Origin of the sequence: Bradyrhizobium hereditatis (assembly GCF_020329435.1) — a bacterium.
GTDB classification, from domain to species: domain Bacteria; phylum Pseudomonadota; class Alphaproteobacteria; order Rhizobiales; family Xanthobacteraceae; genus Bradyrhizobium; species Bradyrhizobium hereditatis.
Window position 1 is genome coordinate 413484 of sequence record NZ_JAGKJK010000004.1, and the last position, 26977, is coordinate 440460.

Annotated in this window: 25 protein-coding genes; 10 read left to right on the top strand and 15 right to left on the bottom strand. The window is 63.3% G+C overall.

The window, feature by feature from the left end; translation table 11 throughout:
- The first annotated feature begins 70 nt into the window (after positions 1–70).
- Complete coding sequence (gtdA, locus tag J6524_RS12225) at positions 71–1111, top strand: gentisate 1,2-dioxygenase (protein WP_225670759.1); 1041 nt, start codon at positions 71–73, stop codon at positions 1109–1111.
- Between the two features lie 168 nt (positions 1112–1279).
- On the opposite strand, the gene J6524_RS12230 is transcribed toward gtdA, so the two are convergent.
- The 8 genes from J6524_RS12230 to J6524_RS12265 form a co-directional block, all read right to left on the bottom strand.
- Positions 1280–2104: an ABC transporter permease gene (locus tag J6524_RS12230; protein ID WP_225670760.1), complete on the bottom strand. Its 825-nt coding sequence runs from the start codon at positions 2102–2104 to the stop codon at positions 1280–1282.
- Positions 2097–2870 (bottom strand): ABC transporter ATP-binding protein, encoded by a 774-nt coding sequence (locus J6524_RS12235; RefSeq protein WP_225670761.1) that lies wholly within the window; start codon positions 2868–2870, stop codon positions 2097–2099. Before J6524_RS12235 ends, J6524_RS12230 begins: the two co-directional genes overlap by 8 nt.
- Before the next feature lie 141 nt (positions 2871–3011).
- The gene (locus J6524_RS12240) at positions 3012–4016 is read right to left on the bottom strand and encodes an ABC transporter substrate-binding protein (RefSeq protein WP_225670763.1); all 1005 of its coding nucleotides are present in this window, start codon (positions 4014–4016) and stop codon (positions 3012–3014) included.
- A gap of 184 nt (positions 4017–4200) precedes the next feature.
- Positions 4201–5565 (bottom strand): FAD-dependent oxidoreductase, encoded by a 1365-nt coding sequence (locus tag J6524_RS12245; RefSeq protein WP_225670765.1) that lies wholly within the window; start codon positions 5563–5565, stop codon positions 4201–4203.
- Positions 5566–5641: 76 nt separating this feature from the next.
- A complete protein-coding gene (locus tag J6524_RS12250; protein ID WP_225670767.1) occupies positions 5642–6448 on the bottom strand; it encodes an aspartate dehydrogenase in 807 nt (268 codons plus the stop codon).
- Between the two features lie 49 nt (positions 6449–6497).
- A complete protein-coding gene (locus J6524_RS12255; RefSeq protein WP_225670769.1) occupies positions 6498–7298 on the bottom strand; it encodes an enoyl-CoA hydratase-related protein in 801 nt (266 codons plus the stop codon).
- A gap of 77 nt (positions 7299–7375) precedes the next feature.
- A complete protein-coding gene (locus J6524_RS12260; RefSeq protein WP_225670771.1) occupies positions 7376–8479 on the bottom strand; it encodes a Spy/CpxP family protein refolding chaperone in 1104 nt (367 codons plus the stop codon).
- Positions 8476–8637 (bottom strand): hypothetical protein, encoded by a 162-nt coding sequence (locus tag J6524_RS12265; protein WP_225670773.1) that lies wholly within the window; start codon positions 8635–8637, stop codon positions 8476–8478. Before J6524_RS12265 ends, J6524_RS12260 begins: the two co-directional genes overlap by 4 nt.
- Positions 8638–8924: 287 nt before the next feature.
- On the opposite strand from J6524_RS12265, the gene J6524_RS12270 reads away from it, so the two are divergent.
- Positions 8925–9899: a ketopantoate reductase family protein gene (locus J6524_RS12270; protein WP_225670775.1), complete on the top strand. Its 975-nt coding sequence runs from the start codon at positions 8925–8927 to the stop codon at positions 9897–9899.
- A 17-nt stretch (positions 9900–9916) separates the two neighbouring features.
- Here J6524_RS12270 and bioB read toward each other — a convergent pair whose 3' ends face one another.
- A complete protein-coding gene (gene bioB, locus J6524_RS12275) occupies positions 9917–10900 on the bottom strand; it encodes a biotin synthase BioB (RefSeq protein WP_225670777.1) in 984 nt (327 codons plus the stop codon).
- A 182-nt stretch (positions 10901–11082) separates the two neighbouring features.
- Here bioB and J6524_RS12280 point away from each other — a divergent pair, with 182 nt between their 5' ends.
- Positions 11083–11865 (top strand): SDR family oxidoreductase, encoded by a 783-nt coding sequence (locus J6524_RS12280; protein WP_225670779.1) that lies wholly within the window; start codon positions 11083–11085, stop codon positions 11863–11865.
- A gap of 56 nt (positions 11866–11921) precedes the next feature.
- Here J6524_RS12280 and J6524_RS12285 read toward each other — a convergent pair whose 3' ends face one another.
- Positions 11922–12680, bottom strand: a complete 759-nt coding sequence (locus J6524_RS12285) for an aspartate/glutamate racemase family protein (RefSeq protein WP_225670782.1) — start codon at positions 12678–12680, stop codon at positions 11922–11924.
- 193 nt (positions 12681–12873) lie between these two features.
- Positions 12874–13557: an alpha/beta hydrolase family protein gene (locus J6524_RS12290; protein WP_225670784.1), complete on the bottom strand. Its 684-nt coding sequence runs from the start codon at positions 13555–13557 to the stop codon at positions 12874–12876.
- Between the two features lie 218 nt (positions 13558–13775).
- Here J6524_RS12290 and J6524_RS12295 point away from each other — a divergent pair, with 218 nt between their 5' ends.
- The 4 genes from J6524_RS12295 (at position 13776) to J6524_RS12310 (ending at position 18686) form a co-directional block, all read left to right on the top strand.
- A complete protein-coding gene (locus tag J6524_RS12295) occupies positions 13776–15323 on the top strand; it encodes a di-heme-cytochrome C peroxidase (protein ID WP_225670786.1) in 1548 nt (515 codons plus the stop codon).
- A gap of 13 nt (positions 15324–15336) precedes the next feature.
- Complete coding sequence (locus tag J6524_RS12300) at positions 15337–15525, top strand: LPXTG cell wall anchor domain-containing protein (RefSeq protein ID WP_225670788.1); 189 nt, start codon at positions 15337–15339, stop codon at positions 15523–15525.
- Positions 15526–15720: 195 nt separating this feature from the next.
- Positions 15721–16296, top strand: coding sequence for a class GN sortase (locus tag J6524_RS12305; protein ID WP_225670790.1), 576 nt, complete (start codon positions 15721–15723; stop codon positions 16294–16296).
- A gap of 167 nt (positions 16297–16463) precedes the next feature.
- Positions 16464–18686: an acetate--CoA ligase family protein gene (locus J6524_RS12310; protein WP_225670792.1), complete on the top strand. Its 2223-nt coding sequence runs from the start codon at positions 16464–16466 to the stop codon at positions 18684–18686.
- A gap of 167 nt (positions 18687–18853) precedes the next feature.
- Here J6524_RS12310 and J6524_RS12315 read toward each other — a convergent pair whose 3' ends face one another.
- Positions 18854–19615 (bottom strand): S1 family peptidase, encoded by a 762-nt coding sequence (locus J6524_RS12315; protein ID WP_225670794.1) that lies wholly within the window; start codon positions 19613–19615, stop codon positions 18854–18856.
- Between the two features lie 111 nt (positions 19616–19726).
- Between J6524_RS12315 and J6524_RS12320 the strand changes: the two genes are divergently transcribed.
- From J6524_RS12320 to J6524_RS12330, 3 genes are all read left to right on the top strand, one after another.
- A complete protein-coding gene (locus J6524_RS12320; protein WP_225670925.1) occupies positions 19727–20359 on the top strand; it encodes an HAD-IA family hydrolase in 633 nt (210 codons plus the stop codon).
- 109 nt (positions 20360–20468) lie between these two features.
- Positions 20469–21416 (top strand): AAA family ATPase, encoded by a 948-nt coding sequence (locus J6524_RS12325; protein WP_225670795.1) that lies wholly within the window; start codon positions 20469–20471, stop codon positions 21414–21416.
- Positions 21417–21422: 6 nt separating this feature from the next.
- Positions 21423–22787, top strand: coding sequence for a vWA domain-containing protein (locus J6524_RS12330; RefSeq protein WP_225670797.1), 1365 nt, complete (start codon positions 21423–21425; stop codon positions 22785–22787).
- A 6-nt stretch (positions 22788–22793) separates the two neighbouring features.
- On the opposite strand, the gene J6524_RS12335 is transcribed toward J6524_RS12330, so the two are convergent.
- The 3 genes from J6524_RS12335 to J6524_RS12345 are packed head-to-tail and all read right to left on the bottom strand — an operon-like array spanning position 22794 to position 26880.
- Positions 22794–25022 (bottom strand): xanthine dehydrogenase family protein molybdopterin-binding subunit, encoded by a 2229-nt coding sequence (locus tag J6524_RS12335; protein ID WP_225670799.1) that lies wholly within the window; start codon positions 25020–25022, stop codon positions 22794–22796.
- On the bottom strand, positions 25019–25516 hold the full coding sequence (locus J6524_RS12340) for a (2Fe-2S)-binding protein (protein WP_225670801.1): 498 nt from the start codon (positions 25514–25516) through the stop codon (positions 25019–25021). The genes J6524_RS12335 and J6524_RS12340 overlap by 4 nt, the downstream gene beginning before the upstream one ends.
- Positions 25513–26880, bottom strand: coding sequence for a cytochrome c (locus tag J6524_RS12345; RefSeq protein ID WP_225670803.1), 1368 nt, complete (start codon positions 26878–26880; stop codon positions 25513–25515). The genes J6524_RS12340 and J6524_RS12345 overlap by 4 nt, the downstream gene beginning before the upstream one ends.
- Positions 26881–26977: the final 97 nt, after the last annotated feature.

The following is a 26977-nucleotide window of genomic DNA, read 5'->3' on the forward strand; positions in this document are numbered from 1 at the left end:
CCACATTGACGCTACCCATATTGTCAGTATACTGTCAATCTAGACACATAAGAATGACGGGAGGCTTGCCATGGAAGCCGTGCAGAAGACGCCGGAACGCGAGGCGTTCTACAAGAAGATCGACGGCGACAATCTCTCCGCGCTATGGACCGTGCTAGGCGACCTCGTCACGCCGGAGCCGCGAAGCGCCTGCCGGCCGCATCTCTGGAAGTTCGATTCGATCCGCGACTACATGACAGAAGCGGGCAAGCTGATCACCGCCAAGGAAGCCGAGCGGCGCGTGCTGGTTCTGGAGAACCCTGGCCTGCGCGGCCAGTCCAAGGTCACGACGTCGCTGTTTGCCGGCGTGCAGATGGTGGTTCCGGGTGACGTCGCCCCTGCCCATCGCCACAGCCAGTCGGCGCTGCGCTTCGTGCTCGAAGGCAAGGGTGCCCACACCACTGTCGACGGCGAGCGCACCGCGATGGAGCCCGGCGATTTCATCATCACGCCATCGATGACCTGGCACGACCATTCCAACGAAACTTCCGAGCCGATGTTCTGGCTCGACGGCCTCGACATTCCGATGGTGCAGTTCTTCGACGCCTCCTTTGCCGAAGGATCGAACGAGGATCAGCAGAAGATCATTAAACCCGCCGGCGACAGCTTTGCGCGCTATGGCCACAATCTGCTGCCGGTCGACGAGAAGCGCAGATCCAAGACCTCGCCGATCTTCAACTATCCCTATAGCTACACGCGCGAAGCGCTGGAGCAGGCCAAGCTGCGCGACGAATGGGACGCCTGCCACGGGCTGAAGCTGAAATTCTCCAATCCCGAGACCGGGGATTTCGCGATGCCGACGATCGGCACCTTCATCCAATTGCTGCCGAAGGGTTTCAAGACCGCGCGTTATCGTTCAACGGATGCCACCGTGTTCGCGGCGATCGAGGGCAAGGGCCGTACACGGATCGGCGAGCAGACCTTCGAGTGGGGCGCGCGCGACCTATTCGTGGTGCCGAGCTGGCACTGGGTCACCCACGAGGCCGACACCGACTCGGTGCTGTTCTCCTTCTCCGACCGCCCGGTGCAGCAGAAGCTTGATTTGTTCCGCGAAGATCGCGGGAATGCGTGAGGCGAACTGACACTCACTCCGGCGTCATTGCGAGCGAAGCGCGGCAATCCATCGCGCCGCAAGCAGAGATATGGATTGCTTCGTCGCTATCGCTCCTCGCAATGACGATGGATGCAACTCCCCCACCTCACCGCCAGAATCGTAGGTGGGCAAAAGGAGCGTTGACGCCTACCGCCAGTGCAGCAACCGCGCTTCCAGCACGTTGATCGCCTTTCCCACCGCCAGCCCGAACAGCGACAGGATCACGACGCCGGCGAGTAGCTGGTCGGTCTGCATGAGATTGCCGGCCTGCAGCACGAAGGCGCCGATGCCGAACTGGGCGCCGATCATCTCCGCGCTCACCACCAGGAGCAGCGCCACCGAAGCGGTGATGCGAAAACCCGCGAGAATCGAGGGCAGCGCGCCGGGCCAGATCACGCGCAGCACGATCGCATGGAACGGCACGTTGAAACTCTGCGCCATCCGGATCAGATTGCGCGGCACCGCGTCGACGCCGCTATAGACCGAGATCGCGGTGGAGAAGAACACCCCGAGCGCAATGGTCGCGATCTTCGGCTCCTCGCCGATCCCGAGCCAGAGGATCAAAAGCGGCAACAGCGCGATTTTCGGAATCGGAAACAGCGCCGAGATAAAGGTGATGCCGACGCCGCGCGCCAGCGTCGACAGCCCAATGCCGAAGCCGACGATCACACCCAGCACCGTGCCGATCAGCCAGCCCGAGCCGATACGAACGACGGAGGCCGAAACGTGCTGCCAGAGCGCGCCTGATAGCGCGAGCTTGTAGATCGCCACCGCAATCGCCGAAGGCGCCGGCAGGAACAGCGGATTGACCCAGCCGGCGCTGCCGGCGAGTTGCCAGAATGCGATGACAAGCCCCAGCGCGATCCAGCCCGACGCGCGTCCGGCGCTGGGCGTAAAACCCGCGCCGCGGAAGATAACCGGCCGCGGCTGGCTCTCAGCTCCGATGGTTTCCTGCGGCGCGCGGTCAAGCATGCTGCACCTCGCGCTCGGCGTCGATCGCCTCCTCGCGGATCAGTGACCACAGCTGGTTCTGCAGGCTGAGCAATTTACCACGCGCATCGATGCCGCCGCGCTCGGCCCGCGTCATCGGAATGGTCACGATCTCACGAATGCGGCCAGGACGGCGCGACAGCACCACGATGCGATCGGCGAGCCGCACCGCCTCCTCCAGATTATGCGTGACGTAGACCGCGCCCATCGTGCCGTCGGCGAGCAGGCGGATGAAATCCTCCATCAAGAGTTCGCGCGTCTGCGAATCCAGCGCCGACAGCGGCTCATCCATCAAGAGGATCGCCGGCCGTACCGCGAGCGCCCGCGCAATGCCGACACGCTGGCGCATGCCGCCTGACAATTGCTTTGGATAGGCGCCGCGAAAATCGGACAGGCCGGTGCGGCGCAGCGCATCATCAACCACTGCCTTGCGCGCGGCGGGATCGAGCACGGTATGAACTAGCGGGAATTCGATGTTGGCCTCCACCGTGCACCATGGCAGAAGCGCAAAATCCTGGAACACAAAAGTCAGCGGATTGAGACTGTCGGCCGGCGGCGCACCGCGCAGCTCGGCGGCCCCCTCGCTCGGCCGTAGCAGCCCGCCGAGGATCGACAAGAGCGTGCTCTTGCCACAGCCGGACGGCCCGACGATCGCGACCACTTCGCCGGAGGCGACGGTGAACGACACGCGGTCGAGCACGTCGAGGCCGTCGAAGCGATGGCTGATTTGGTCGGCGATCAGGTCCATGTGGTGCTCTTCTCGTGATCCGTCATCCTGAGGAGCGCGCTCTTGCGCGCGTCTCGAAGGATGCGCGGCCCCGCTGGTGGCCGTCGTCCTTCGAGACGGCCGCTTCGCGGCCTCCTCAGGATGACGGGTTTGGCATGAACATCAATCCGCCTTCACATATTCCTTCGCGATGATCGCATCTGCGTCAAAGCCCTTGTCGACAAAGCCCTGCTCCTGCAGCCAGCTGATCTGGTTGGCGACATTCTTCACATCGAGCTTGCCCTCGGGATCGATATACGCGCAGTTCCCGACCACCTGCTCCACTGGCAGATTGGTGTATTTCGCGATGATCTCGAGCAGCGGCTTTGTCTTGTCGTTGATGTCAGCCTTCCCGTCCTTCACGGAAGCCAGAATCACGTCATGATATTCGCGGTCGGCGCGCGCCAGCGAGGCCAGAAGCTTGGTCACCAGCGGCTTGTTCGTCAGCGTCTTCGGCGCGGCAAACACCGCGCCGAGTTGCCAGGGCGTCTCGTCGCCGACCCAGCCGAGGAATTTGGCGCCGCCGGAATCCACCAGCGCCCGCGCGGTCGAGATCGGCAGCAAGGCGGCGTCGACGGTCTCGCCCTTCAGCGCTGCCGCGGCATTCGACAGCGACTGCAGCGGCATGATCTTCACGTCCGCAAGCTTGAAGCCGTATTTGTCGGCGAGCAAGCCGAGCGAATAATGGAAGCTGGAGCCGACCTGCGTTACTGCGATGCGCTTGCCCGCAAGATCCTTCGGCGTCTTCAGTCCGGCCGCATAGGCACTGTTGCTGGCGAAATAGCCGATCAGGGGATAGCCCGCTTTCTCGCGGCTCATGCCGCCGATGATCTTCAACGTGCCCTTGCCGGCGAGATTGTAGAGGCCGGCGGTGAACGCGGTGATGCCGAAATCGACATCGCCTGAGGTCGTCGCCACCGCGATCGGCTGCGCCGCATCGAAGAATTTCAGTTCGATATCGAGTCCGGCCTCGCGGAAATAGCCCTTGTCCTGCGCAATGAAGACCGGCGCCGAGGACGACAGCCGGAGCACGCCGATCTTGGCCTTCAGCGCATCATCGGCCCGCGCGATCCCGCCCGCCGCAACTGCCAACAGGCCCGCCAGCGCGAGCCGCGCAAACTTCCTCATCCGGTCTCCTCCGTCCCTTGTTTTCGCAGGTTATCCACTTGGGTCGTCGCTGCGAACGCAGGGACCCATAACCACAGGACCTTGTAATCGCTAAAGCCGTCTACCCAAGTGCCACGAGAAGGGCCGCGGCGTATGGGTCCCTGCGTTCGCAGGGACGACGTAGCATATTTCGGAATTCACCAATCTATAACCCCTCGGGCACGCGCTGATCCCGCCCGATAAACGCGCCCTGTTGTTTTAGCATCTGTTGCAATTTTTCAACCGCAATGTCGCGGGGAATCGTGTTTCCGGACAGCGCCAGCGCCGCGGCCGAGCCGGCCGCCTCGCCCATCGCAAAGCAGGCGCCGGAAACCCGCGCCGCCGACTGCCCCTCATGGGTCATCGAGGCGCAGCGCCCAGCCATCAGCAGATTATCGATGCCCTCGGGCACCAGCATGCGATAGGGCAATTCGTTGAAGCCGCGCGATTCCGGGATCGGCGGGAACTTGAAGACGACGTCGCCGGCGACATGCTGCTCCATCGGCCAGCCATTGACGCCGATGGAATCGTCGAACGAGGCGCAACCGAGCACATCCTCGCCCGACAGCATGTAGCCGCCGATCACGCGCCGCGTCTCGCGGATGCCGAGCTGCGGCGGCAAATCGACGATGTAGGATTTTTCGAAGCCGGGCACGGTGCGTAGGAATTCGAATGCCTCGATCGCCTGCCGCCGCCCCTCGATTTCGCCGCGCGTCATCTGGTCGGGATCGATCCCGCTCACCGCCGTGCCGTCCTCGCGCGCGAGCTGGGTGAAGTTGACCCGCCATTCGATGGCCGACCGCTGCGGCCGCACGATCACGGTCTTGCGCGGAAAGCGATGCGTGCCCGCGGCTTCCGCCTTTTCCATCAGCGCCGGGATGGTCCGCCAGGCATCGCCCGCTTTGTCAGGGTCGATGCCGTTGAGGCGAAACATCATCGACGGGTACATCATGCCGCCGGCATTGTCGCCGACCTCGAAGGGCGCGCCCGCCCAGGCCGCGAGGTCGCCGTCACCGGAGCAATCGATGAAGATGCCGGCGCGCACCGCCTGACGCCCCGCCTTGGTCTCCACCATCAGCGCATCGATGCGCCGCGCGTCATCCATCACCACGCCGGCGCCCAGCGCGTGAAAGAGGATGTCGACCTTGTGCGCGGCAAGCAGATCATCCGCGGCGATCTTGTAGGCCGCGGTGTCGTAGGCCTGCGCAAAGATCTTGCCGAGGATCAGATGCGGCGCGTTGAGCCCATCAAGCCGGTCGATCCGAGCGAGCAGATCGGAGGCGATGCCCTGCACCACCCGATGCATCTCGCCATGAACGTTGGCATGCAGCCCGCAAAAGTTCGTGACGCCCGCGGCCGTGCCCATGCCGCCGAGAAAACCGTATCGCTCGATCAGCAGCGTACGGCGGCCGGCGCGCGCGGCGGCAACGGCAGCAGCAATGCCCGCCGGACCGCCGCCGAGAACGGCAACTTCATATTCGCCATAAAGCGGGACTTCGCGGGCGGGTTCGGTGATGGTTTTGACAGGCAAGCGCAAATTCCCGGATCAATGGCTGAAGGCTAATGCCTCGGGCACAGCATCTAGCTAGCGCGGCGCGCGGGACGGCTCAAGTTCCGACCTGCAGCGGCGAGGTAAGCTTGCGTAGCGCGGCGATCACCGAGAGCGCAGTGATGCGCCCTGTTCTCGGATTTTCCGATGGCACATTCTCGATCGACATCGAAAACGAGGCCGAGTCGGATTCGACCCTGATCTCGTGACAGTTCCGCGTCACCGCCGGATCGGCCCAGATTTCTATCGTCGTGCGGTCGGGCCCGATGCCGGCGAGCGATAGAGCCGCGACGACATTGACATTGGCGGGAAAGGCCGCGGCGGCATCGCGTGCCGAGCCCTTGAACACGCAAAGCGCGGATGTCAGGCCTTCCATGGAGATCCCGTTCTCTACAAGATAGGGCGCGCCTGCGAGACCTCGAGGCGGCTTGCGCGTCACCATCTGCACCGAATGGATAGTGCCCTCGGCAGCAGCCAAGACCGCATCGAAGCCGATCAGCGCGCCGGTCGGCACGATGATCTTGCCGCCATGCGCCCGGGCGAGGTCGACCAGATCGGGACGCGGCAAGAGCGCGCCCGCGCTCAGTACCATCACCTGCTTGCCGGCGCGCAGCATCGGCCGGCAAATCTGATCGAGGATTTCAGCCGGCGCGCATTCGACGACAAGGTCGGCATGATCCGGCAACTCATCGAGCGAAACCAGCGAAGAAGTGATGCCCTCGCGATCGAGCCACGCCTGCGCCTTGGCCCGATCCCTGGTCGCGATCGCCGCCAGCGAGAGGCCCGGCAAACCCTGCGCCAGCTTGCGCGCCACGGTTCGGCCGATCTCGCCCAGCCCGGCTATAGCGATGCGCTTCGTTGGCAAACCCGATACTCCTGCAACGGACCTCACACAGCACCCCGGAACGAAACGCTTATGCGCCCTTCCACCAATTCGCCGCCCGCTTCTCCGCAAACGATGCCAGCCCCTCCGACGCCTCTTTCGTCTGCCGCCGCGCCGAATGCATCTTCACCAACCGCGCATAGGCCGCGTCGTCAACGCCCATGCCGCCGAACGAGCTTTCCATCGCAAGCCGCTTGGTCTCGGCCAGCGCTTCGGGGCCGTTGGCGAGCAGTTGCTCGACGACTTTCGCACCCGCCCCCTCAAGATCGGCCAGCGGCACCACCTCATGCACCAGGCCGATGCGCCGCGCTTCCTCCGCGCCGAACCGTTCGCCAGTCAGCGCATAGCGGCGCACCTGGCGGACGCCGATGGCGTCACAGAGTTGCGGAATGATGATCGCGGCCGTCAGTCCCCAGCGCACTTCGGTAATCGAAAACATCGCATTGTCGGCGGCGATCACGACGTCGCAGGCCGAGATCACGCCGGTACCGCCGCCGAAGCAGCCGCCCTGCACCAGCGCCACCGTCGGGATCGGCAGCGTGTTCAGCCGCTGCACGGCCTCGAACGTTGCGCGCGACACGGCCTCGTTCTCTTCAGCCGATTTCGGCCGCACGCCGTTGATCCATTTCAGGTCGGCGCCGGCCTGGAAATGCTTGCCATTGCCCCTGAGCACGACGACGCGAAGGTTCGGCTTCTTGCCGAGCTCATCCATCGCCGCGAGCACGCCGCCAATCAGCCCACCGTCATAGGCATTGTTCACCTCGGGGCGGTTGAGCGTGACGGTTGCGACACCGCGCGCATCGAGATTCCACAAGACAGGATTGGCAGTCATTCGGCGGTCCCTTTGTTCGGCATTCTTGTTATGCCGAACAATAGGCCGGGATCGCAGGCCCTGTCACGGCCGCCGAATTACCTTCGGCCGTACCGCTGCATCATGTCTGCCCTGTCCCCGACCGAAGTCCGCCGCGGGCCGATCGCCTCAAACTGAGCTTTCTGCTCGTCGTTCAGCGTCGCATAGAAGCCGTCGAGCGCCGTGCGCACCTGCTTGACCGCCTGCAGCATGACGTCCAGCCGCTTGCCGGTCGCTGCGAGCCGTGCCGTCGGCGTCGCGGCATCCTCAGGACGGCACGACGTGGCCAGCATATCGGCCGCCTTGGCGCTTGCGTCCTGCAGCGTCGTCAGCTTGGCGCGCTGGGCATCCGTCGGGTGCAATCTCGCCTGGATTTCCTCAGTTGGCCATCGCAGGCTTGAGGATTGCGTGACATCACACGGCCGCGCCAACGATCTGTTGCGCCGCCGCTCGCTCTTCCTTTCCTGGTCTTCGGCGACCGCGTTCAGCCGCGCTTTCTGCTCGTCGTTCAAAAGGCCGTAGAATTTCTCCAGCGGCGGCTGCACGGTCGCAACGCCCGATATCATCGCCTCGATGCGTTGCTGCATCGAGGCAAGCCGGCCGGACGCCGTCAGGGCAATCGTGGCCGGGCACGCCGCCTTGATCTTCTGTGCCGCCGTCATAGACGCATTGGCGAGATCGTCCAGCGCTGCGCGCTGCGTCTCGGTCGGTTCGATCGTTTGCGCGATCAGGTCGATCGGCAGCCCTGCGATTTCGCGGCTGTCCTCGCCGCACAACAGCGCCAGCCGGTCCCGCCCGCCGGACGAACCGCGCGGCGGCAGGTAACCCGAAAGGCCCTGATAGTCATAGGGCCCGAACAGGCCGGCATAAATGTCGTCATAGCCGTAATACCAGAACGGCGCGCCGACGCGCGGGCCCCAGAGCGCATAATCATAGATGTCAAAATACGCGAACGGCCAGAACAGCGGCCCGACCCAGCCATATCCACCATTGCCGTGCCGCCACCATCCGCCGCCTCTGCCGCGTCCGTATTGCCAGCCTGCCAGCGCCGCGCCAGCGGTGACGCTGGCGCGCATGGCGGGACTATGCAGGGCAGCGGCGTGGCGATAGCTGCGGGCGAGCGCGCGCGAGTTCAGCCCACGGCCGCCACCGGTAAAGTTCATGCGATGTGCGGAAAACGAACGGTGCGCGGATCTGGCATGAAAACGGTGTGCCGATCTGGCATGAAAATGGCCGCCACCATGATGCCGGCCGCCGAAATGGTGACCATGACCTCCGCCACGATGGCCGCCGCCACGACCACCGCCGTGGCCGCCACCATGACCGCCTTTCGCGATCGCAAAGTCCGCTACCGTCAGCGCCGCTGCGAAGACAATCGCGGCAATTCCCACTGCGATCTTTGACATGGCACGTCCCCTCATCGTCGCACGTCCATTGTCGCTAGGTCGCAAGCGTGACGGCACGGGGATGAACGCCGACTGAACGGCGAGGTTCCCGCGCGGCCGGCCGCACCTTCTGCAACCTGCTCTGTGCGGCGCACCGGTTGCACCCGGCCAAGGCTTGTGAGAACTAGCAACGCCATTCCCTCGCAGCAGGACTTTTCAGCCCATGCGGATTTGCGTTTTCGGTGCAGGCGCCGTCGGCAGCCATTTTGCGGTGCGGCTCGCATTGGCAGGACATGACGTGTCCTGCGTGATGCGAGGTGCACATCTGGTTGCCGTGAAAGCCAGCGGGCTGACGCTGCGGGTCGGAGATGGCGAGTTCAAGGCGAAGGTGCGCGCATCGAGCGATCCCGCCACGCTGGGCCCGCAGGACGCCGTCATCTGCACGCTGAAGGCAACGGGCCTTCCGAGCCTCGCCGACGGAGTAGAGCTGCTGCTCGGCGAGGATACCGCCGTGGTGTTCGCGCAGAACGGCATTCCCTGGTGGTACGATATCGGGCTTTCGCCCACGCATCCGCCGGTGCCGGATCTTTCCTTTCTCGATCCGGGCGGTCGCTTGCGCGCCGCGATCCCGAAAGAGCGTATTGTCGGCGGCGTGGTTTTTTCGTCCAATGAAGTCATCGCGCCCGGCGTGGTTGCGAACCTTTCGCCCGAGCGCAACCGGCTCCTGATCGGCGAATGCGACGACCGCGCCAGCGAGCGGGTCGCGAAGCTGCGCGCGGCGTTGAACGAAGCTTTGATCGAATCGCCCGAGGTCACGCACATCAGGGAGACGATCTGGTCGAAGCTCCTGACCAACATGTCGATGTCGGTACTGTGCCTTCTGACCGGGCAGACTGCACGCGCCTTGCGCGACGATCCCGATCTCGCCGATATCGTGCCGCGCCTGCTCGAGGAAGCCAACAGCGTGGCGCAGAGCTGCTTTCCCGCCGTCAAGCGCGTGACGCGCTCGGGCCCGGCGCCGGATCACAAGCCGTCGATCCTGCAGGACTATGAGCTCGGCCGCGCCATGGAGATCGACGTGCTGGTCCGCGCGCCCGCTGCGTTTGCGCGCGCCGCCGGACTTTCGACACCGATGCTCGACATGATGGGCGCGCTTGCCATTCGGCAGGCGCGTGGCAAGGGGCTTTATCAAGCCTGACCGATCTGCGGCGCAGATCAGATGGCCTGCAACCCCAGCCGCTGAAACAGCTTTCGGTCAGCCTCGTGTTCCGGATTGCCTGCTGTAAGCAGGGTGTCGCCGACGAAGATCGAGTTTGCGCCCGCAAAGAAGCAAAGCGCCTGCATCTCGTCGCTCATCGCCGAACGGCCCGCCGATAGGCGGACATACGATGTCGGCATCATGATGCGCGCGAGGGCAACGATCCGGACAAATTCGATCGGCTCGATCGGCGCTGATTCCGCAAGCGGCGTGCCGGCGATCGGAATCAGCATGTTGATCGGAACGCTTTCCGGTGGCTCAGGCAGATTTGCAAGCGTCACCAGCATGTCGACGCGGTCGGCTTCCTGCTCGCCCATGCCGAGGATGCCGCCGCAGCATACTTTCATGCCGGATTGCCGAACGTTTTCCAGTGTGTCGAGGCGATCCGCAAACGTGCGCGTTGAAGTCACCTGCGGGTAATAGCGCTCCGACGTATCGATATTGTGGTTGTAGTAGTCGAGACCTGCCGCACTGAGGCGGTCCGACTGCGCACGGTCAAGCATTCCCAGCGTCATGCAGGTCTCGAGCCCGAGCGCCTTCACCGCGCCAATGATTTCAACGATGGCGTCCATGTCTCTCGGCTTTGGATTCCGCCACGCGGCACCCATGCAGTAGCGCGTCGCACCACCGTCCTTGGCCCCGCGCGCTTCGGCGATGACCTTTTCGACGTCCATCAGCTTCGAGGCGGCAAGCCCGGTCGAATGATGTGAGGACTGGCTGCAATAGCCACAATCCTCCGGGCAGCCGCCAGTCTTGATGTTGAGGAGCTTGCTCAGTTGCACGCGATTGGGATCGAAATTCTGCCGATGAACGGACTGCGCCCTGAACAGGAGATCGTTGAACGGCAACTTGTAGAGCGACCAGGCGGCCTCTCGCGACCAAGCCGCTGAACCAGCAGGGGGTACCGTCGCGGTCAACGTCTCATCCCGTACTTCGAGCATCCTTCAATTCTCCAGACTGCATTGCATCCGTTCGTCATCGCACGATGACGCGGCCGGCACCAGCGCCGCTGCGCGTCGTCTGCAGAAAGTTGATCGCAGATGCAATCGGACATTGACCGCATAGTGGCGGCCGTATCACTCTTGTGCAGGCCCAAGAAGAAGAAACAGGCGGGGAACCGAGCATGCACGTCAAAGGCAAAGTCTGTGTCGTCACGGGAGCTGCGAGCGGTATCGGTGAAGCCGTGGCGCGCGCTTATGCGGAAGCCGGCGCTCGCGGCGTCGTGCTCGCGGACCTGAAAACATCGCGCGACAAGCTGGCGAAGGTCGCCGGCGATATCGACGGGCTGCCGATCACCGCCGATGTCGGGCTGGAGGAAGACATCAAGGCGCTGATCGCCGCGGCCGAGGACAAATATGGTCCGGTCGATGTGTTCTTTTCCAATGCCGGCCTCTCGCGCAAGGGACAGGAGACAGCCTCGGACGCCGACTGGGACGTGAGCTGGCGGGTACATGTCATGAGCCATGTGTTCGCGGCGCGTGCGCTGGTGCCAGGCATGCTCGCGCGCGGCTCCGGCTATCTCCTCAACACCGCTTCCGCGGCAGGCCTGCTCGCGTCGCTGAACTCGATGCCCTACGGCGTCACCAAGAATGCGGCGGTGGCGCTCGCCGAGCATCTCGCCATTCAATATGGCGACCGCGGCATTCGCGTCTCCGTGCTCTGCCCGCAATCCGTGCAGACCGGCATGACGACGCCGGGCCCAAGCGCCGCCAGGATCGACGGCGTGCTGCAGCCGCCGGAAGTCGCGCGCATGGTGATCGAGGCGATGGCGGAGGAACGCTTCCTCATTCTGTCGCACCCGCAAGTCGCCGAATACATGCTGCGCAAGGCCTCCAACCGCGACCGCTGGCTCGCCGGCATGCGCCGGCTGCGCGACAAGATCTACGGCGCGCCGGCCCCCGCGTAATCACGGTCGTTGCGAGGAGCGAAGCGACGAAGCAATCCATGTCTCCGCTTGCGGCGCTATGGATTGCTTCGCTTCGCTCGCAATGACGGATCAGGCGGCGCGAATTGCTCCAGGAGCCCCGTGTAATTCTTCACCCCCGGCGAGGCATACGAGCCACGCCTTGACGTCGTGAGCTTCAGCCCGGCCAGCGCCTCGGCCTGCTTCACCGCTGCAGCCACGCCGTCGACGACCGGCACGCCGAATTTTCGCGACAGTTTCTGCGCGAGATCGGCCATGCCCGCACAGCCGAGCACGATCGCCTCCGCGCCCTTGTCCAGCGCGCGGGCAATTTCGGCTTCCAGTTTCGCCTCCGCGCCCGAGCCGGGCTTTTCAAGGTCGAGCACCGCGACGTCGCAGGCCGTGACCTGCACCCGCTCCGCAAAGCCATAGCGGCGCACCAGCTCCTGCAGCGGCACGATCGAGCGCGGCAGCGTGGTGACGACGGCGATGCGTTTTGCAATCTGGCCGGCCGTTACCAGCGCCGCCTCGCAGATGCCTACCACAGGGAAAGGCGCGGCGGTGCGGGCAGCGTCGAGCCCGGTGTCGTCGAAACAGGCGACGATCGCCGCATCCGCGTCTGGCGCATTGATCAGCTCCTGGATCAGGCCGGGCACGGCGAACGCCTCGTCGTAATAGCCTTCGATCGAGACCGGCCCCATTGATGAGGTAACAGCGGATATTTCGGTGCCGGGCGCAGCAACGGCACGCGCGGCGGCGCCGATCGTTTCGGTCATCGACGCCGTTGTGTTCGGATTGACGATCAGGATTTTTGTCATGGGCGTATCGTAGTGGGTATCGAGCACAGTGCAACTCTCTCTCCCGTCGTCCCGGCCAAGCGAGCAAAGCGAGCGCGAGCCGGGACCCATACGCCGCGGCCTGCGGAATAGGCACAAGGGGAGACGGCTTCTTTCAACCACGCGCTCCTGTGGTTATGGGTCCCTGCGTTCGCAAGGGACGACAGAAGGAGGTTTAGGCAATGATCCCGTCAACCCACGCGGCAAACGCGTCCAGCGCCTCGTCCATCACCTCGCGGTCATTCCGCCCCGAGCTCTTCAGTACATGGAAGGAATGATCGGCGGCGTTGAGCAAATGCAGTGTTACCCGCGATCCCAGCCCTTCCACGACGGCTTCCAGTAGCTTCAATTCCGCCAGCGCGTCGCGTGTCCCCTGCAGGAACAGCATCGGTATCTTGACCTCGCCGAGATGCTTGGCCCGATCGCTCGAGGGCTTTCCAGCCGGATGCAAGGGAAAGCCCAGGAACGCGAGGCCGCGAACGCCCGGTAGCGCTGCCGATGCCTGCGCCTGCGAGGTCATCCGGCCGCCAAACGATTTGCCGCCGGCGACCAGCGGCAGCGCCGGACAGCAACGCGCCGCTTCCTTAACCGCCGCCCGCACCGTGGCGTGCGCGACCGCCGGCGGATCGGGCCGCTTGCTGCCCTTCTCCATATAGGGAAACTGATAGCGCAGCGACGCAATGCCGCGCTCGGCGAGGCTGGTCGCGATCACCTCCATCGACGAATGGGTCATGCCGGCGCCGGCCCCGTGCGCGAACACGTAGCAGGCGCGCGCCTGCGGCGGCTGCACGACTAGCCCGGATACCGCCTCACCGGGGCCGATCTCAATTCGCAGACGTTCCGCTGCTTTTGCTTTCATGTGATCTGCCTGACACTTTGCTGCGGGATGGAGACTCTATACTCGAAAGCCCGGCGCAAGATGAACCAGCCGACAGTGGATTAATGGACAGCGCCATGGTGCGACTATAGGGTGGCATCATATTCAGCCGCACGCCGAGGGTGATTCGCCTTCCGGCGTTTTTTGGTAGCAGACGAATATTGCGCGCGAGCAGCGCGGTTTTGGGGAAGGGGCAGGCCATGCGGGTCGGGAGAATTGCGAAAATTGTGGGCGTGCTGGCGATCGTCGCCATCGGTTACGCGGTCAAAGACGATATCGCCCAGCTCTGGAACGATTTTCACGTCAGGATCGTCGAGCATCCCACGCCGAAGAAAACCGTCTGGCTCGACCAAGGTATCAGCAAAGAAAAGCTGAGCTGGTTCTATCACGCCGATCAGGGGACGCGGACCTTCGGCTTTCCCTATGAGTGGTTCATGGCGCTCGAGCAGCCGACGATACCGTGGCTGTTGTTCACCTCGCCAGGCCGCTTCAGCGATACCGCTTATCTCGATCGCTACGGCTTCATTGCCGATACCATCATCCCCGGTAAGGAGGCGCTTCCGATCGGCTTCGCGCAGGGCGGTCCGATGCTCGATCAGACGGGAGCGCCGTGGCGCAACCCCCGCAGCAAACAGGATATGACCGGCATCGGCCTGACCTGCGCGGCCTGCCACACCGGCAGCTTCACCTACAATGGCACCGCAGTCGTCGTCGATGGCGGGCCGGCGCTCACCAATCTTTTCGCAATGAAACAGGGCATGGGCATCTCGCTGCTGCTGACGCGATATTGGCCCGGCCGCTTCAGCCGCTTTGCCGAGAGCATTCTGGGATCCGAATCCACCGCCGAGGAGCGCGAGGCGCTGAAGAACCAGCTTGACCAGGTTCTGAAACAGTACAAGCAGGTCAAGGACCTGGAAGAGCGCGTCGCCCCCTGGAGCATTGTGGAAGGTTACGGACGGCTCGACGCGCTCAACCGGATCGGCAATCAGGTTTTTTCAATCGACCTCAAGAAGCCAGAAAACTACGCCGGGTCCTCGGCGCCGGTACATTTCCCGCGGATATGGAACACACCTTGGTTCGATTGGGTGCAGTATAACGGCTCGATCATGCAACCGATGGTGCGCAACGCCGGCGAAGCGCTTGGCGTATCGGCGGAGCTCAACCTGACCGATCCCTTAAAAGGCATCTATAAAACCAGCGTCGATCTGAAGTCGCTCGATGCAATGGAGCAGATGATCAAGGGCGACAAGCCGCCGAACGCCAAGGACAAATTCTCAGGGCTCCAATCTCCGAAATGGCCAGCCGAGATCCTGCCGCCGATCGATCCGAAGCTCGCAGACAAGGGCGCCGAACTCTACAAGACCCATTGTCAGGAATGTCATCGCCCGCCGGTGACGAGCGAGGCCTTCTACGATTTCAACAACAAGGACTGGTGGACAAAGAACGAAGCCGGCGAAGCGATCCTCAAGGTTGAGAACGTTCCGATCTCGCATATCGGCACCGACCCAGCGCAAGCGGCGGACATGCTGGCGCGCACGGTCGCGGTTCCCGAATATCTCGGCCTCAAGAGCAACAGCTTTGCCTTTGCGTTAGGCGAACTGGTCGAGAAAACCGTCAACACCATCTTCGACCAGCAGAAACCGCCGGTGAGTGCTGGGGAGCGAAAGCGAATGGATGGCTATATGCCGAACGAACTGCGGGGTCCGCCCGCGCGCTCCGGCGGCGCCAGCGGAACGGCGCGCGGATAGCGGGGAGGCACAGGTGCAGGTCGCAGCGCTCAAGCCGGTGCAGCCTGTCGCTACCCAGGCCGCCACCACGGTCGCGTTGCCCAAGACAGCCACCGACGCCGAACTGAAGATGATTGCGGGTGTGATCCTGCTCACGGTGAGCCTGATCCTGTTCGTGTTCAATCGGCGTCAGTTCAATCGACGTCAGATGTCGCTGCGTTGACGTCGGCTGAAAGGAGGAGACCTCCCCGACCTCCTCCTTCCAGAGCGCGCGCGGCTCCCACCCGTCCCCCAAGGCCGCGCGCGCCGCTCTTTCCATCGCCACCGTCATTGCGAGCGAAGCGAAGCAATCCATCTCGCGGCTCCGACAGTGTGGATTGCTTCGTCGCTTTCGCTCATCGCAATGACGAGACATCCGATGCGCTTCATCCTCCCTCTCCTCTTCGCACTGATCGGCCTGAGCCTGTTCGGCCAGGGTGCCTACATCCACGCCAAAGCACTGCTCGCGCAGGTCCTGCTGGAGCGGGCCTTTGAACAGACCATCGCGACCGGACGCGAGACCAAGCCGTGGTCGTGGGCCGACACATGGCCAGTCGCGCGCATCGAAGTGAAACGCCTTGGTGCCCACGCGATCGTGCTCGCCGGCAGCAGCGGCCAGGCGCTCGCCTTCGGCCCCGGCCATGTCGAGCGGACGCCTCACGCCGGCGAACGCGGCATCGCTGTTTACTCGGCGCACCGCGATACGCATTTTGCCTTCCTGAAGAACGTCCTCATCGGCGACGAAATCGAGGTGACGCGAGGCGACGGCAAACACTTCCGTTACCGGGTGGATAGCACTTCGGTCGTGCGCTTCGATGCCTCCGGCATCGATCCGCTCGACGATGGATATCGGCTCGTGCTGTCGACCTGTTGGCCGTTCGACACGCTGACGCCGGGGCCGGAGCGCTATCTCGTGCATGCAAGCATGATCAGATCGCGGCACGTCTCAGACTGAATTCTCCGCCAGCCGGGAAATCTTGCGCAGCGCGAATAGGGCTCATCGTGCAACGCGTGTTGCCACCTCCGACAAGTCTCAATAAAAAGAGCGCAATCAAAAGAAACATGACGAGACGATCATTTCTCGATCGCCAAGGCATGCAAACAACAGAGTTAGGGATATCCATGGACGCTCAGGCCAGCACCGCATCGCATCAAGCCGAAAAATGGTCGCCTTCGCCTGACGCCAGCGACATCGTCAAGAGCATCCATGCGATGCTGCACCCGTGCAATATCGTGCTGGTCGGCGCCACCGACAAGCCAGGCAACTACGCCGAGCGCATCTGGAACAACCTGATCAAGTACAAGTATGAAGGCGGGCTTTACCCGGTCAACGCCAAGCGCGAGACGATCTGGGGCGTTCCCTGCTACAAGGATTTTGCCAGCCTTCCCGAAAAGCCCGATCACGTGCTGGTGCTGGTGCCGGCGCGTTTTGCCGTGCAGGTGATCCGCGACGCCGCCGCCGCCGGCGCGCGCTCCGCCACCATCGTCACCTCAGGCTTCAGCGAATTGCAGGACGAGGAAAGCCAGCGGCTGGCAGTGGAGCTGAAGCAGGCGGTGAAGGAAACCGGCCTCGCCGTTACCGGCCCGAACTGCCTCGGAAACCTGAGCGCCGGCGAAAAGCTATTCACCAATATCGACGACCGCATCGTCACCATGGAAGCGGGTCCCGTGGCGATTGCCGGGCAATCCGGCGCGATCGTGATGGCGATCCGCCAGGCGCTGGAAGACCGCGGCGTCGGCGTCGGCTACATGGTGACTACAGGCAACGAGACCGGTCTCGAGACGCCGGACCTGATGAGCTACTTCGCCGCCGATCCGTCGATCCGCGTCATCGTGGTCTATCTCGAAGGCGTTCGGAACACGAAAGTGTTCCGCGACGCCTGCAAGGCCGCCCGCGCCGCCGGCAAGCCGGTGATTGCGCTCAAGCTCGGAGCCTCCGAAGGCGGTCGCGCCGCCGCGATGGCGCATACCGGCGCGCTTGCCGGCTCGATCGAAACCTTCGATGCGATCTCGACGCGCGAAGGCGTGATCCGCGTTCGCGGGCTGGACGAGCTGATCGAGACCACCGAGTGCTTCGTTCATGCCGATCCGCCGAAGGGCAACCGTCTCGCCGCGGTGTCGCTGTCCGGCGGCAAGCGTGGCCTCTTGATCGACGCATTCTATTCGGCTGGCCTCAACTTCGCGCCACTCAGCCCGAATGCGACTGAGCAACTGGCGCAGATGCTCGGGCCCGGCAGCATCGTCGGCAATCCGCTCGACGCGGGCTTTGCGGCCGTGGTCGATCCTTCCGTCTACATGAAGTCGATCAAGATCATGATCGACGATCCCGACACCGATATCGTCATCATCGACTCCGAGCTGCCGAAGGCGCCGCACGAACTGCGCGAGCGCAATTTGCGCATCGTCAACGAGATGGCGGGCGCTGCCAATAAGCCCGTGGTCTATATCAGCGCTATGTCGATCGGGTTCACCGAATTCACCAAGGCCCTGCGCAAATCACTGCCGAATGTGGCAGTCATGCAGGGGCTCGATCGCGCGGTCGGCGCGATCAAATCGCTGATCGAATATGCATCCTTGCGCAAGGAGGTGCCCGACATCGTGTCGAGCGCGAAGGCCTCGGCGCGCGCAGTGCTGGAGAAGACGCTGAAGGCCGCCAACGGCGCCGCTGCGCTCGATGAGGTCGCCTCGAAGAAGCTGCTCAAGGCATATGGCATTCCGGTCTCGAAGGAAGAGATCGCACAGACCGCAGCGGAAGCTGTGAAGATTGCCAAGAAGATCGGCTTTCCCGTCGTGGCAAAAGTCGTCAGCGCCGAAATCCTGCACAAGTCAGATATCGGCGGCGTGGTGCTGAACCTCAACAACGCAGCCGAAGTGAAGAAGGCATTCAACGACATCACGGCGCGGGTGAGAAAGATCAAGAGCAAGCCCAGGTTAGAGGGCATTTTGATCGCGCAGCAGGTCAAGGCCGACTTCGAACTCGTGGTCGGCGCCTCGCTCGATGCCGAGATGGGGCCGGTGGTGCTGTTTGGCACCGGCGGCGTCGACATCGAGCTGATGAAAGACGTCGCGCTCGCCGGTGCGCCGCTGGATGAAGCCGAGGCGAAGCAATTGATCACCAAGACCAAGGCAGGCGTGAAGATAAAAGGCTATCGCGGCAAGCCGGCACTGCACGAAGCTTCCGCCGTGAAGGCGCTGGTCGGCCTGTCCAATCTGATGGCCGATGCCGATGGCCGGATCGCCTCGATCGACGTCAACCCGTTCCTGATCAACAGCAAGCTCGGTGTCGCCGTCGACGGCCTGATCGTGCTGAACAATGCTGCGGCGAACAAGGCGGCGCGGCATTAGGCACACTCGTCCTGCGCGGGCTTGCCGCCTCCGCTAAAGCTTCGGCGCGCCAAGAGCGAGAAAGCCACGGCGAAGCCTTGGCGCAGCCGGGACCCGCGCATCCATCGAGAATGAACCTTTTGAGGAGATGGATTGCCGGGTCAAGCCCGGCAATGACGGGCTGAGTACTACAACCCCGCGCCCCACTTCTGCGCGGTCTGCAGAATCCAGTCGCGGTAAAGCGTTAGCGGCGTAACACCTGTCATCCCGCCGCAGCCTGCGCTTCCATTCGGCCCGGTCGACCAGCTCACCACGCCGACGATCACGGGACCACCTTGCTTGTCTTCAAACACAGGCGCGCCGGAATCGCCGGTGCAGGCGCCGAGGCCCTCGCGCATACCCTGCCCTACAGGATCAACCAGGCGAATCTGCAGCGTCCCCGGCTTGCCGGTTGCGACGAGGCCCGCAACACGGATGGTGCCGCCGCTTTTGCCGTCGCCACGCACGGTCACGCCGATGCCCGCGATGGTGAAGCGGCTGCCGACATTGATGGGTATGTTGGGCAATCCGAGTGCGGCCGCTGTCTTTCCCTTGGGCGATACTGCCAGTTGCAGCAAAGCGACATCCGCGGTCGCGCGATGCCCCGACATCGCCTGCATGTTGAAGCCGGGATGAATGGCGACGGCCTTGATATCCTGTAGCGTCGGCTGCCGGTCCGCACCGTATTCGACGATCTTGTAGTCCGCACCCGGTTGCACGCAATGCGCCGCGGTTAGCACCAGTCTTGGCGCAATCAGCGCCCCGGTGCAGAAATTGCCGCGCGAGCCGACGATGGTGACGATCGAGCGGGCCACGCCTTCCGTCGACGGCGCGCCGCCGCCGACAATGGCGTGAGCGGGAACGGACAGTAGCAGCACGAGGCCGGCGGTGATGCGAGGCAGGATCTTCATCGGCGCAGCCATAGCCCGCGGCGCGCATATCGCCAAGCGCCGGATCGGGCTGGTTCTGCAGGGCATTCCGTGTTAGCCGCTCGTGAAACGCGTGTCGAGCAGGCAGGAAACATGATCGAGGCGGTGATCTGGGATTTCGGCGGGGTGCTGACCACCTCACCGTTCGAGGCCTTTACGCGGTTCGAGACCGAGCGCGGGCTGCCGGCCGACATCATCCGGCGCACCAACGCCGCCAATCACCTGGAAAACGCCTGGGCCAAGTTCGAGCGCGCGGAAGTCGACATCGAGGCGTTCGACGAATTGTTTGCGGCCGAGTCGCTGGCGCTGGGCGCAGCCGTTCGCGGCAAGGACGTGCTGCCACTATTGTCCGGCGATCTGCGGCCCGAAATGGTCGAGGCGCTCAAGCGGGTGAAGGCGAAGTTCAAGACCGGCTGTATCACCAATAACCTTCCGGCCAACGCCATCGGCAGCAAAAGTGGACGCACGCTCTACGTCGCCGAGGTGATGGCGCTGTTCGACCATGTCATCGAGTCAGCAAAGATCGGCTTGCGCAAACCTGACCCGCGCATCTACCGGATGATGGTCGAGACGCTGAAGGTCGATCCCAAGAACTGCGTCTATCTCGACGACCTCGGCATCAACTTAAAGCCGGCGCGTGAGATGGGCATGACTACGATCAAGGTAATCAGTGCCGCACAGGCGATCACGGAGCTCGAGGCGGCAACCGGGCTGACATTGCGCTAGGCGGAAAATACCGGAACCTGCGCCCTCCTTATCTCCAAACGGCGCTTGTTCTTTGCCGGGAACGCAGGCAGAACATTCCGAAATCTATCGAATTCGGAGTTGAAACCCCGTGGCTGAAAATCGGCCGTTAGCCTCGATCGAGGCAGTGGAAAGCGGCCTTGCGGCGCAAGGCTATATTGCGAGCCGCCAGATCGCGACGGCGGTCTATCTGTCGCAGCAGATCGAAAAACCCATTCTGGTCGAGGGCCCGGCCGGCGTCGGCAAGACCGAGCTGGCGAAAGCGATCGCCGCCTGGCGCGGCATGAAGATGATCCGCCTGCAATGCTATGAGGGTCTCGATGAGGCCAAGGCACTCTATGAGTGGAAATATGCCAAGCAGCTTCTGTATACGCAGATCCTGAAGGACAAGCTCGGCGAGGTGCTCGGCGGCGCGCCGACGCTGGAAGCGGCGTTGAACCAGCTGCACGATTTCGGTGATGTGTTCTTCTCCAAGGAATTCGTCGAGCCGCGGCCGCTGTTGCAAGCGTTGGAGCAGCCGACCGGCTGCGTGCTGCTGGTCGACGAAATCGACAAATCGGACGCGGAGTTCGAATCCTTGCTGCTGGAAATTCTCAGTGATTTCCAGGTGACGATTCCGGAGCTCGGAACCGTGGTCGCGGTTTCGCCGCCGACCGTGATCCTGACCTCGAACAGCGAACGCGATCTCGGCGATGCGCTGAAGCGCCGCTGCCTGCATCTGCATATCGGCTTCCCCGAGCAGAAACTGGAGGAGCGCATTGTCGAAAGCCGCGTGCCCAGCATTTCGCAGACGCTGCGCCGGCAGATGGTGGGATTCATCAACGAAGTCCGCACGCTGGACTTGAAGAAGCTGCCTTCGGTCAGCGAGACCATCGACTGGGCGCGCGTGCTGGTGCTGCTGCAGGCGCCCGAGCTCGGCCATGAGGTGGTCAAGGACACGCTGAACGTTCTCCTGAAATATGAGGCGGATATCGAGGCCACCATGCCGCAGGTCTCCACCTTCATCGCCAAGGCCTCGCGTCAAGGCGTCTTCGGGTGACCGCGCATGAGAGAGAACCTGCATCGCTTCTTTCGTGCGGCGCGGGGCGCAGGCGTGCGGCTCTCGCCGGCCGAAAGCATCGATGCGATGCGAGCGGTATCCAAGGTCGGCTTTACCGACCGCGCGATCCTGCGTGACACCTTTCTGCTGACGCTCGCCAAGACTCAGGATGAGAAGAAGGCGCTCGGCGACTGCTTCGATCTGTTCTTCGATCAGCCGGAACCGGAACAGCCGCCCGAAGCCGGCAAGGCGGACGAGCAGGATCCGTCAGGCTCCAATACGGCTTCCGATTCTCCGGGTGGCGGCGGGCAGGCTGAGGGGCTCGGCGCGCTCGCGCAGATGCTCTTGGCGCAAGACCGCAACGCAATTTCGGCAGCCATCGCCAGCGCAGCGAATGCGGCCTCGCTGTCCGATATACGCTACTTCACGCAGCGCGGTATCTTCTCCGGCCGCATTCTCGACCAGATGGGAATTCAGCGTCTGCGCGACGATCTCGACAATCTCACCGCCACCAATCCCGCACTGGCAGAGCGGCTGACCAACGCGCTGGACGGACTGCGCGGCACGGTTCGCGACACTGTCTCGCAGGCGCTGATGCTGTACGGGCGCGAAGAGGCGGAGAACCTGCGCAACGAAATCCTGCGCAATGCCCCGCTGTCGCGGATCGAGCCGCGGCAGGTCGAGCAGATGCGGCATCTGATTCGCCAGATCGCGCGCCGTTTGCGCGAGCGCTACTCGAAGCCGCGCAAGCGCCAGCGCCGCGGGCATCTCGACGTACGCCGTACGCTCCGGCGCAACGCCGCCTGGGGTGGCGTGCCGTTCCTCACCGCGTGGAAGCGGCGGCACCGCGACAAGCCGAAGATCGTGGCGCTCTGCGACGTCTCGGGCTCGGTGGCGCGCGTCTCCGATTTCTTCCTGCTGTTGATCCACAGCCTGCATGAGGTCGTGGACGATGTTCGCTCGTTTGCATTTTCCGGTCACCTGATCGAAGTCAGCGGCATCCTGGAATCCAAATCGCCGGAGGAGGCGATGGCCGAAATCATGTCCAAGGTCGGCTTCGGCTCGTCCGATTACGGCAGCTCGCTGGCCGATTTTGAGGACGAATGGATGAGCACGATCACGCCGCAGACCACAGTCATTGTGCTCGGCGACGCCCGCAGCAATAACCTCGATCCTCGCGCCGACATCCTCCGTCGAATTGCCGAGCGGTCGAAGCGGCTGGTCTGGCTCAATCCCGAGGGACGAATGGCCTGGGGCTGGGGGGATTCGGAGATGCCGCGCTATTCGACGTTCTGCAGCGTGGTCCGCCAATGCGCGACGGCGAAGCAGCTCGAACGCGCGGTATCGGATATCGTGGCGAGCTATCAGTAGGCGCCTTCACGCATCGATCGCCTGCTTGATGCGCTTGCGCGTCAACGGCAGGTCGCGCAGCCGCTTTCCCGTGGCATTGGCAATGGCGTTTGCAATCGAGGCCGCCGCCGGCCCCTGCGCGGTTTCGCCGCTGCCGAGGAACGGCTGGCCAGGTCGGTTAATGATGTGAACTTCGACGCTTTCGGGCACAGCATCGAAACGCAGGATCGGATAGGTCTGCCAGTCGACGCTGGTTATCCTGGTATCGTCGAAGGTCACACTTTCATACAGCGTCCAACTCATCGATTGCAAAATCGCGCCTTCGATCTGGTTGATCAGCCCGTCCGGATTGACCACCTGGCCGGCATCGACGGCGGCTACTGCGCGCACCAGGCGCGGCCGGCCAGTCTCGCGGTTTACCTCCAGCTCCGAAGCGACGGCACAATAGGCCGCGAGATTCTTGTAGCGGGCGAAAGCAAAGCCGTGGCCGCGATCCGCCGGTCTCACGTTGCGCTTCCATCCAAAGCCTTGCGCGGCCTTTTCGATCACCTCTCGGCCCCGGACATCATCGAGATGCTTCAATCTGAATTCGACGGGGTCCGCACCGGCAAGGCCCGCGAGTTCGTCCATGAAGCTCTCGATCGAGAACACGTTGTGATATGCTCCGAGCGCGCGCAACGCGGAAATCCTGAGCGGCATTGCCGGGATGAAGTGGTGGACCACGCGCGCGCTGGGCAAAGTGTGGATCGGAATCGCATTGCGGTCGCCGCCGCCTTCCGGCAGCGGGAGCGGCTTTGGCTCCGGCACGGCAAAGGATTGCGTCATGTGCTGGGCTGCCAATAGCGCTCCGGCGCCGCCCGGCCGCATCGAATGTGTGTTGCTGAACACCTCGAAATGCCAGGCGGCGATCTTGCCGTTGCTGTCGAGTGATGCGTTCAGTTTCGTCACCATCGCCGGGCCGAACGGTTCCCAGGCGTGCTCCTGCTCGCGCATCCATTGCACACGGACGGCACGACCGGGCAACGCGCGTGCGATCAGCGCCGCATCTGCCGCGGCATCGTCGGCGCCATTGTGGCCGTAGCAGCCGGAGCCTTCGACATGGATCAGGCGGACGTTAGCCGGTGGCATCCGCAACATTTCAGCGATAGCCTGACGATCAGGATAGACGCCTTGTGTATGCGTCCACACTGTCATGGTTTCGTCGGCGAATTGCGCTACCGCGCAGGACGGCCCGATCGAGCCATGTAACTGATAAGGCCGCGTATAGATCGCTTCGATGGACTTACTACTGAGCACGGACGGATCGCCGCGCTCGAGGATTGTGAAATCCTGCGACGGCAAATGCGTCAGCACGTTCAGGAGATCGTCCTGCTTCGGCAGGCTCGCACTCTCTTTCCACTTCGCCGCTAGTGACAGCGCGTTCATCGCCTTGATCGCCTGAAACTCCTTCTCGGCGACCACAGCCAGGAAATTGCCATCGCGTACGACTTTCACAACGCCGGGCAATTTTTCGACTGCCGAACTATCGCACTCCGTCAGTTGCGCGCCATAACTCGGTGGCCGCACGACACGGGCATGCACCATGCCTGGCAGCCGCATGTCCTGCACATAGGCCGCGCCTCCCGTGACTTTTGCCGGGATATCGACGCGTGGTACCGACTGGCCCATCACCTTGAGCGTGGCGGGGTCCTTGAGCCGTGATTTCGGCTGCGCCTGCACATGCAACATATCGGCGGCGACCAATTCGCCATAAGACAGCCGCCGGCCATCCGGCGAGATCACCGCGCCATTTTCGGTTCGGAGATTTTCCGCCGGCAGATCAAGGCGCTTCGCGGCCTCCGCGACCAGCAATTCACGCACCTGCGCCGCCGCGTTCTGGATCGCGGCACCGCTATCCTGCATCGAGCGGCTTCCCGCCGTGTAGCCCTCGTTCGCTGTAAGTTTCGTGTCGGCGGTAATGACCTCTAGGGATTCGAAGGGCAGATCGAGTTCTTCCGCAGTGATCTGCTGGAACGCGGTCCTAAATCCCTGGCCGAGTTCGGCCTTGCCGGTGAAGACCGTAATGCTGCCATCGGCATCGATGCGGATCCAGGAATCCAAATATGGCGTGGTCGCGAGACTGCCGGGACGCCTCAGTGGTGGAGTCGCCGCCGGAGCCTGGTCTTGCGCGAAAGCGTTCGTGAGCGAGAAGCTGACGATCAGCGCACCGCCGCCCGCAAGCACGCGGCGACGATTGAGAATGAGCGGGGCGTTCATTGCGCGCTCCTGTTGGCTGTCGAAGACGCATCGGTTGTCTCCATCAGTCGCGCCGCACGGCGTACCGCGCGCAGGATGCGCATATGCGTACCGCAACGGCATAGATGCTGCTCGAGCGCAGCGCGAATTTCTGCATCGGTCGGCTTGGAATTCTTCAGCAACAGTGCCTGCGCTCGCATCATCATGCCGGGAATGCAGTAGCCGCATTGTGCCGCCTGCTCTTCGATGAAGGCACGCTGGATCGGCGCCGGCTCGGACACCGAGCCAAGGCCTTCGAGCGTCGTCACCTGCTTGCCTTCCAGCAAGACCATCGGCGTTATGCAGGAGAGAACGGCCTTGCCGTCGACGATCACGGCACATGAGCCGCATTGGCCAAGCCCGCAGCCGAATTTAGCGGCGTTGAGCTTGAGGTCATCGCGCAGCACATAAAGCAGCGGCGTATCCGGATCGGCGCCGACCTGATGTTCCCGACCATTGACCTTCAATGTCATCATGGCTTGTCTCGCTGCGTCGGATCGGCCGGAGCATTACGCGGCCCAGCCGATGTCTCGTGGTAGATCGTCACGGCGCGGCGCGCTTCCGCGACGGTTTTTTCAACGCCGATCCACGCCGGCTGCTTGCTGAAGCGAGCGCGCAGATAATTCAGCAGGGCTGCCATCTGTGCGTCGTCCATACTATCGGCGAAGCCCGGCATGATCGGGCTGCGTTCGCCTTCGACGGCCGAGACACCCGACAGCACGACGTTGGCGAGATTACGCGGATCGGGGCTAGAGACTGCCGTGCTGAGCGCAAGATTGACGCCGCCATAAGGTAGCGGCCGGCTCGTCTCATGGCAGGATGCACAGGCGCCGACATAGATCGTCGCGCCAACCGTGTCGGTCTGCGAGGCCTGAGACGGTGATCTGGCTTGCGCGAGCGCGGCCTCGCCCTCCTGTTTGCGCTCTGGCGTCGGTGCGCCTGATATGTCGGCCATATAGACTGCGATGGCGCGGACATCGCTATCCGACACCGACGAAAGATTGCTGACCACTTGTGCCATCGGCCCACGCGCCGTGCCGTGAGCGGGATGCCAGCCGCTGCGCAAGTACATGTAGAGGGCGTCGGCATCCCATGGCACCGGCGCATGCGAGCGGTCGTTCAGGGCATAGGCGAGCCAATTGTCGACGTCGCCGCCGGCAAACTGGGCGCTCTTGCGTTCAGCACCCAGCACATTGCGTGGCGTGTGGCAGGCGCCGCAATGCGCCAACCCTTCGACCAGATAGGCACCGCGATTCCATTCGGCACTTTTTGTCGCGTCAGGCTGATAGCTATCGCGGCGAAGGAACAACAGTTTCCAACCGGCGATGACCGGCCGCTGATTAAGCGGAAACGAAATCTGGTTTTCGCGCGAGGGTGCATGGACCGGTTGTCGCGTCATCAGAAAGGCATAGAGTGCCCGGTCGTCCTCATCGGAAACATGGGTGAAATGATCGTAGGGAAAGGTCGGATAGAGGTGCTCGCCCTTGCGGTTGACCCCGTCGCGCATCGCGCGGCGGAACGCTGCTTCCGACCATTGGCCAATCCCGGTCTCGGCATCCGGTGTGATGTTGGAGGAGTAGATCGTCCCGAACGGCGTCGGTACCGGCAGGCCACCGGCAAAGTTCTTGCCTCCGCGCACGGTGTGGCACTCGTTGCAATTGCCGATCGCCGCAAGATCGCGGCCGCGCTTGATCAGGGCGGGATCGAACGCGTGTGGCGCCGGGGGATCGATCGCCGGAATGACTGGCCGCCAAACGATCGCAAAAGCCATCGCCGCGCCGGCGATCAGCACGACAGCGATACCGCTTGCGATGAGCCGGGACGATCTTGTCATGTTCATTGATTTGAATTTGTTGTTCGACCGTGCTTTAAACACGGATATCCCGACCTCGTTCGCCCGAGACGGCATCGATCACCGCCTGTTGACCCCTTGAAGC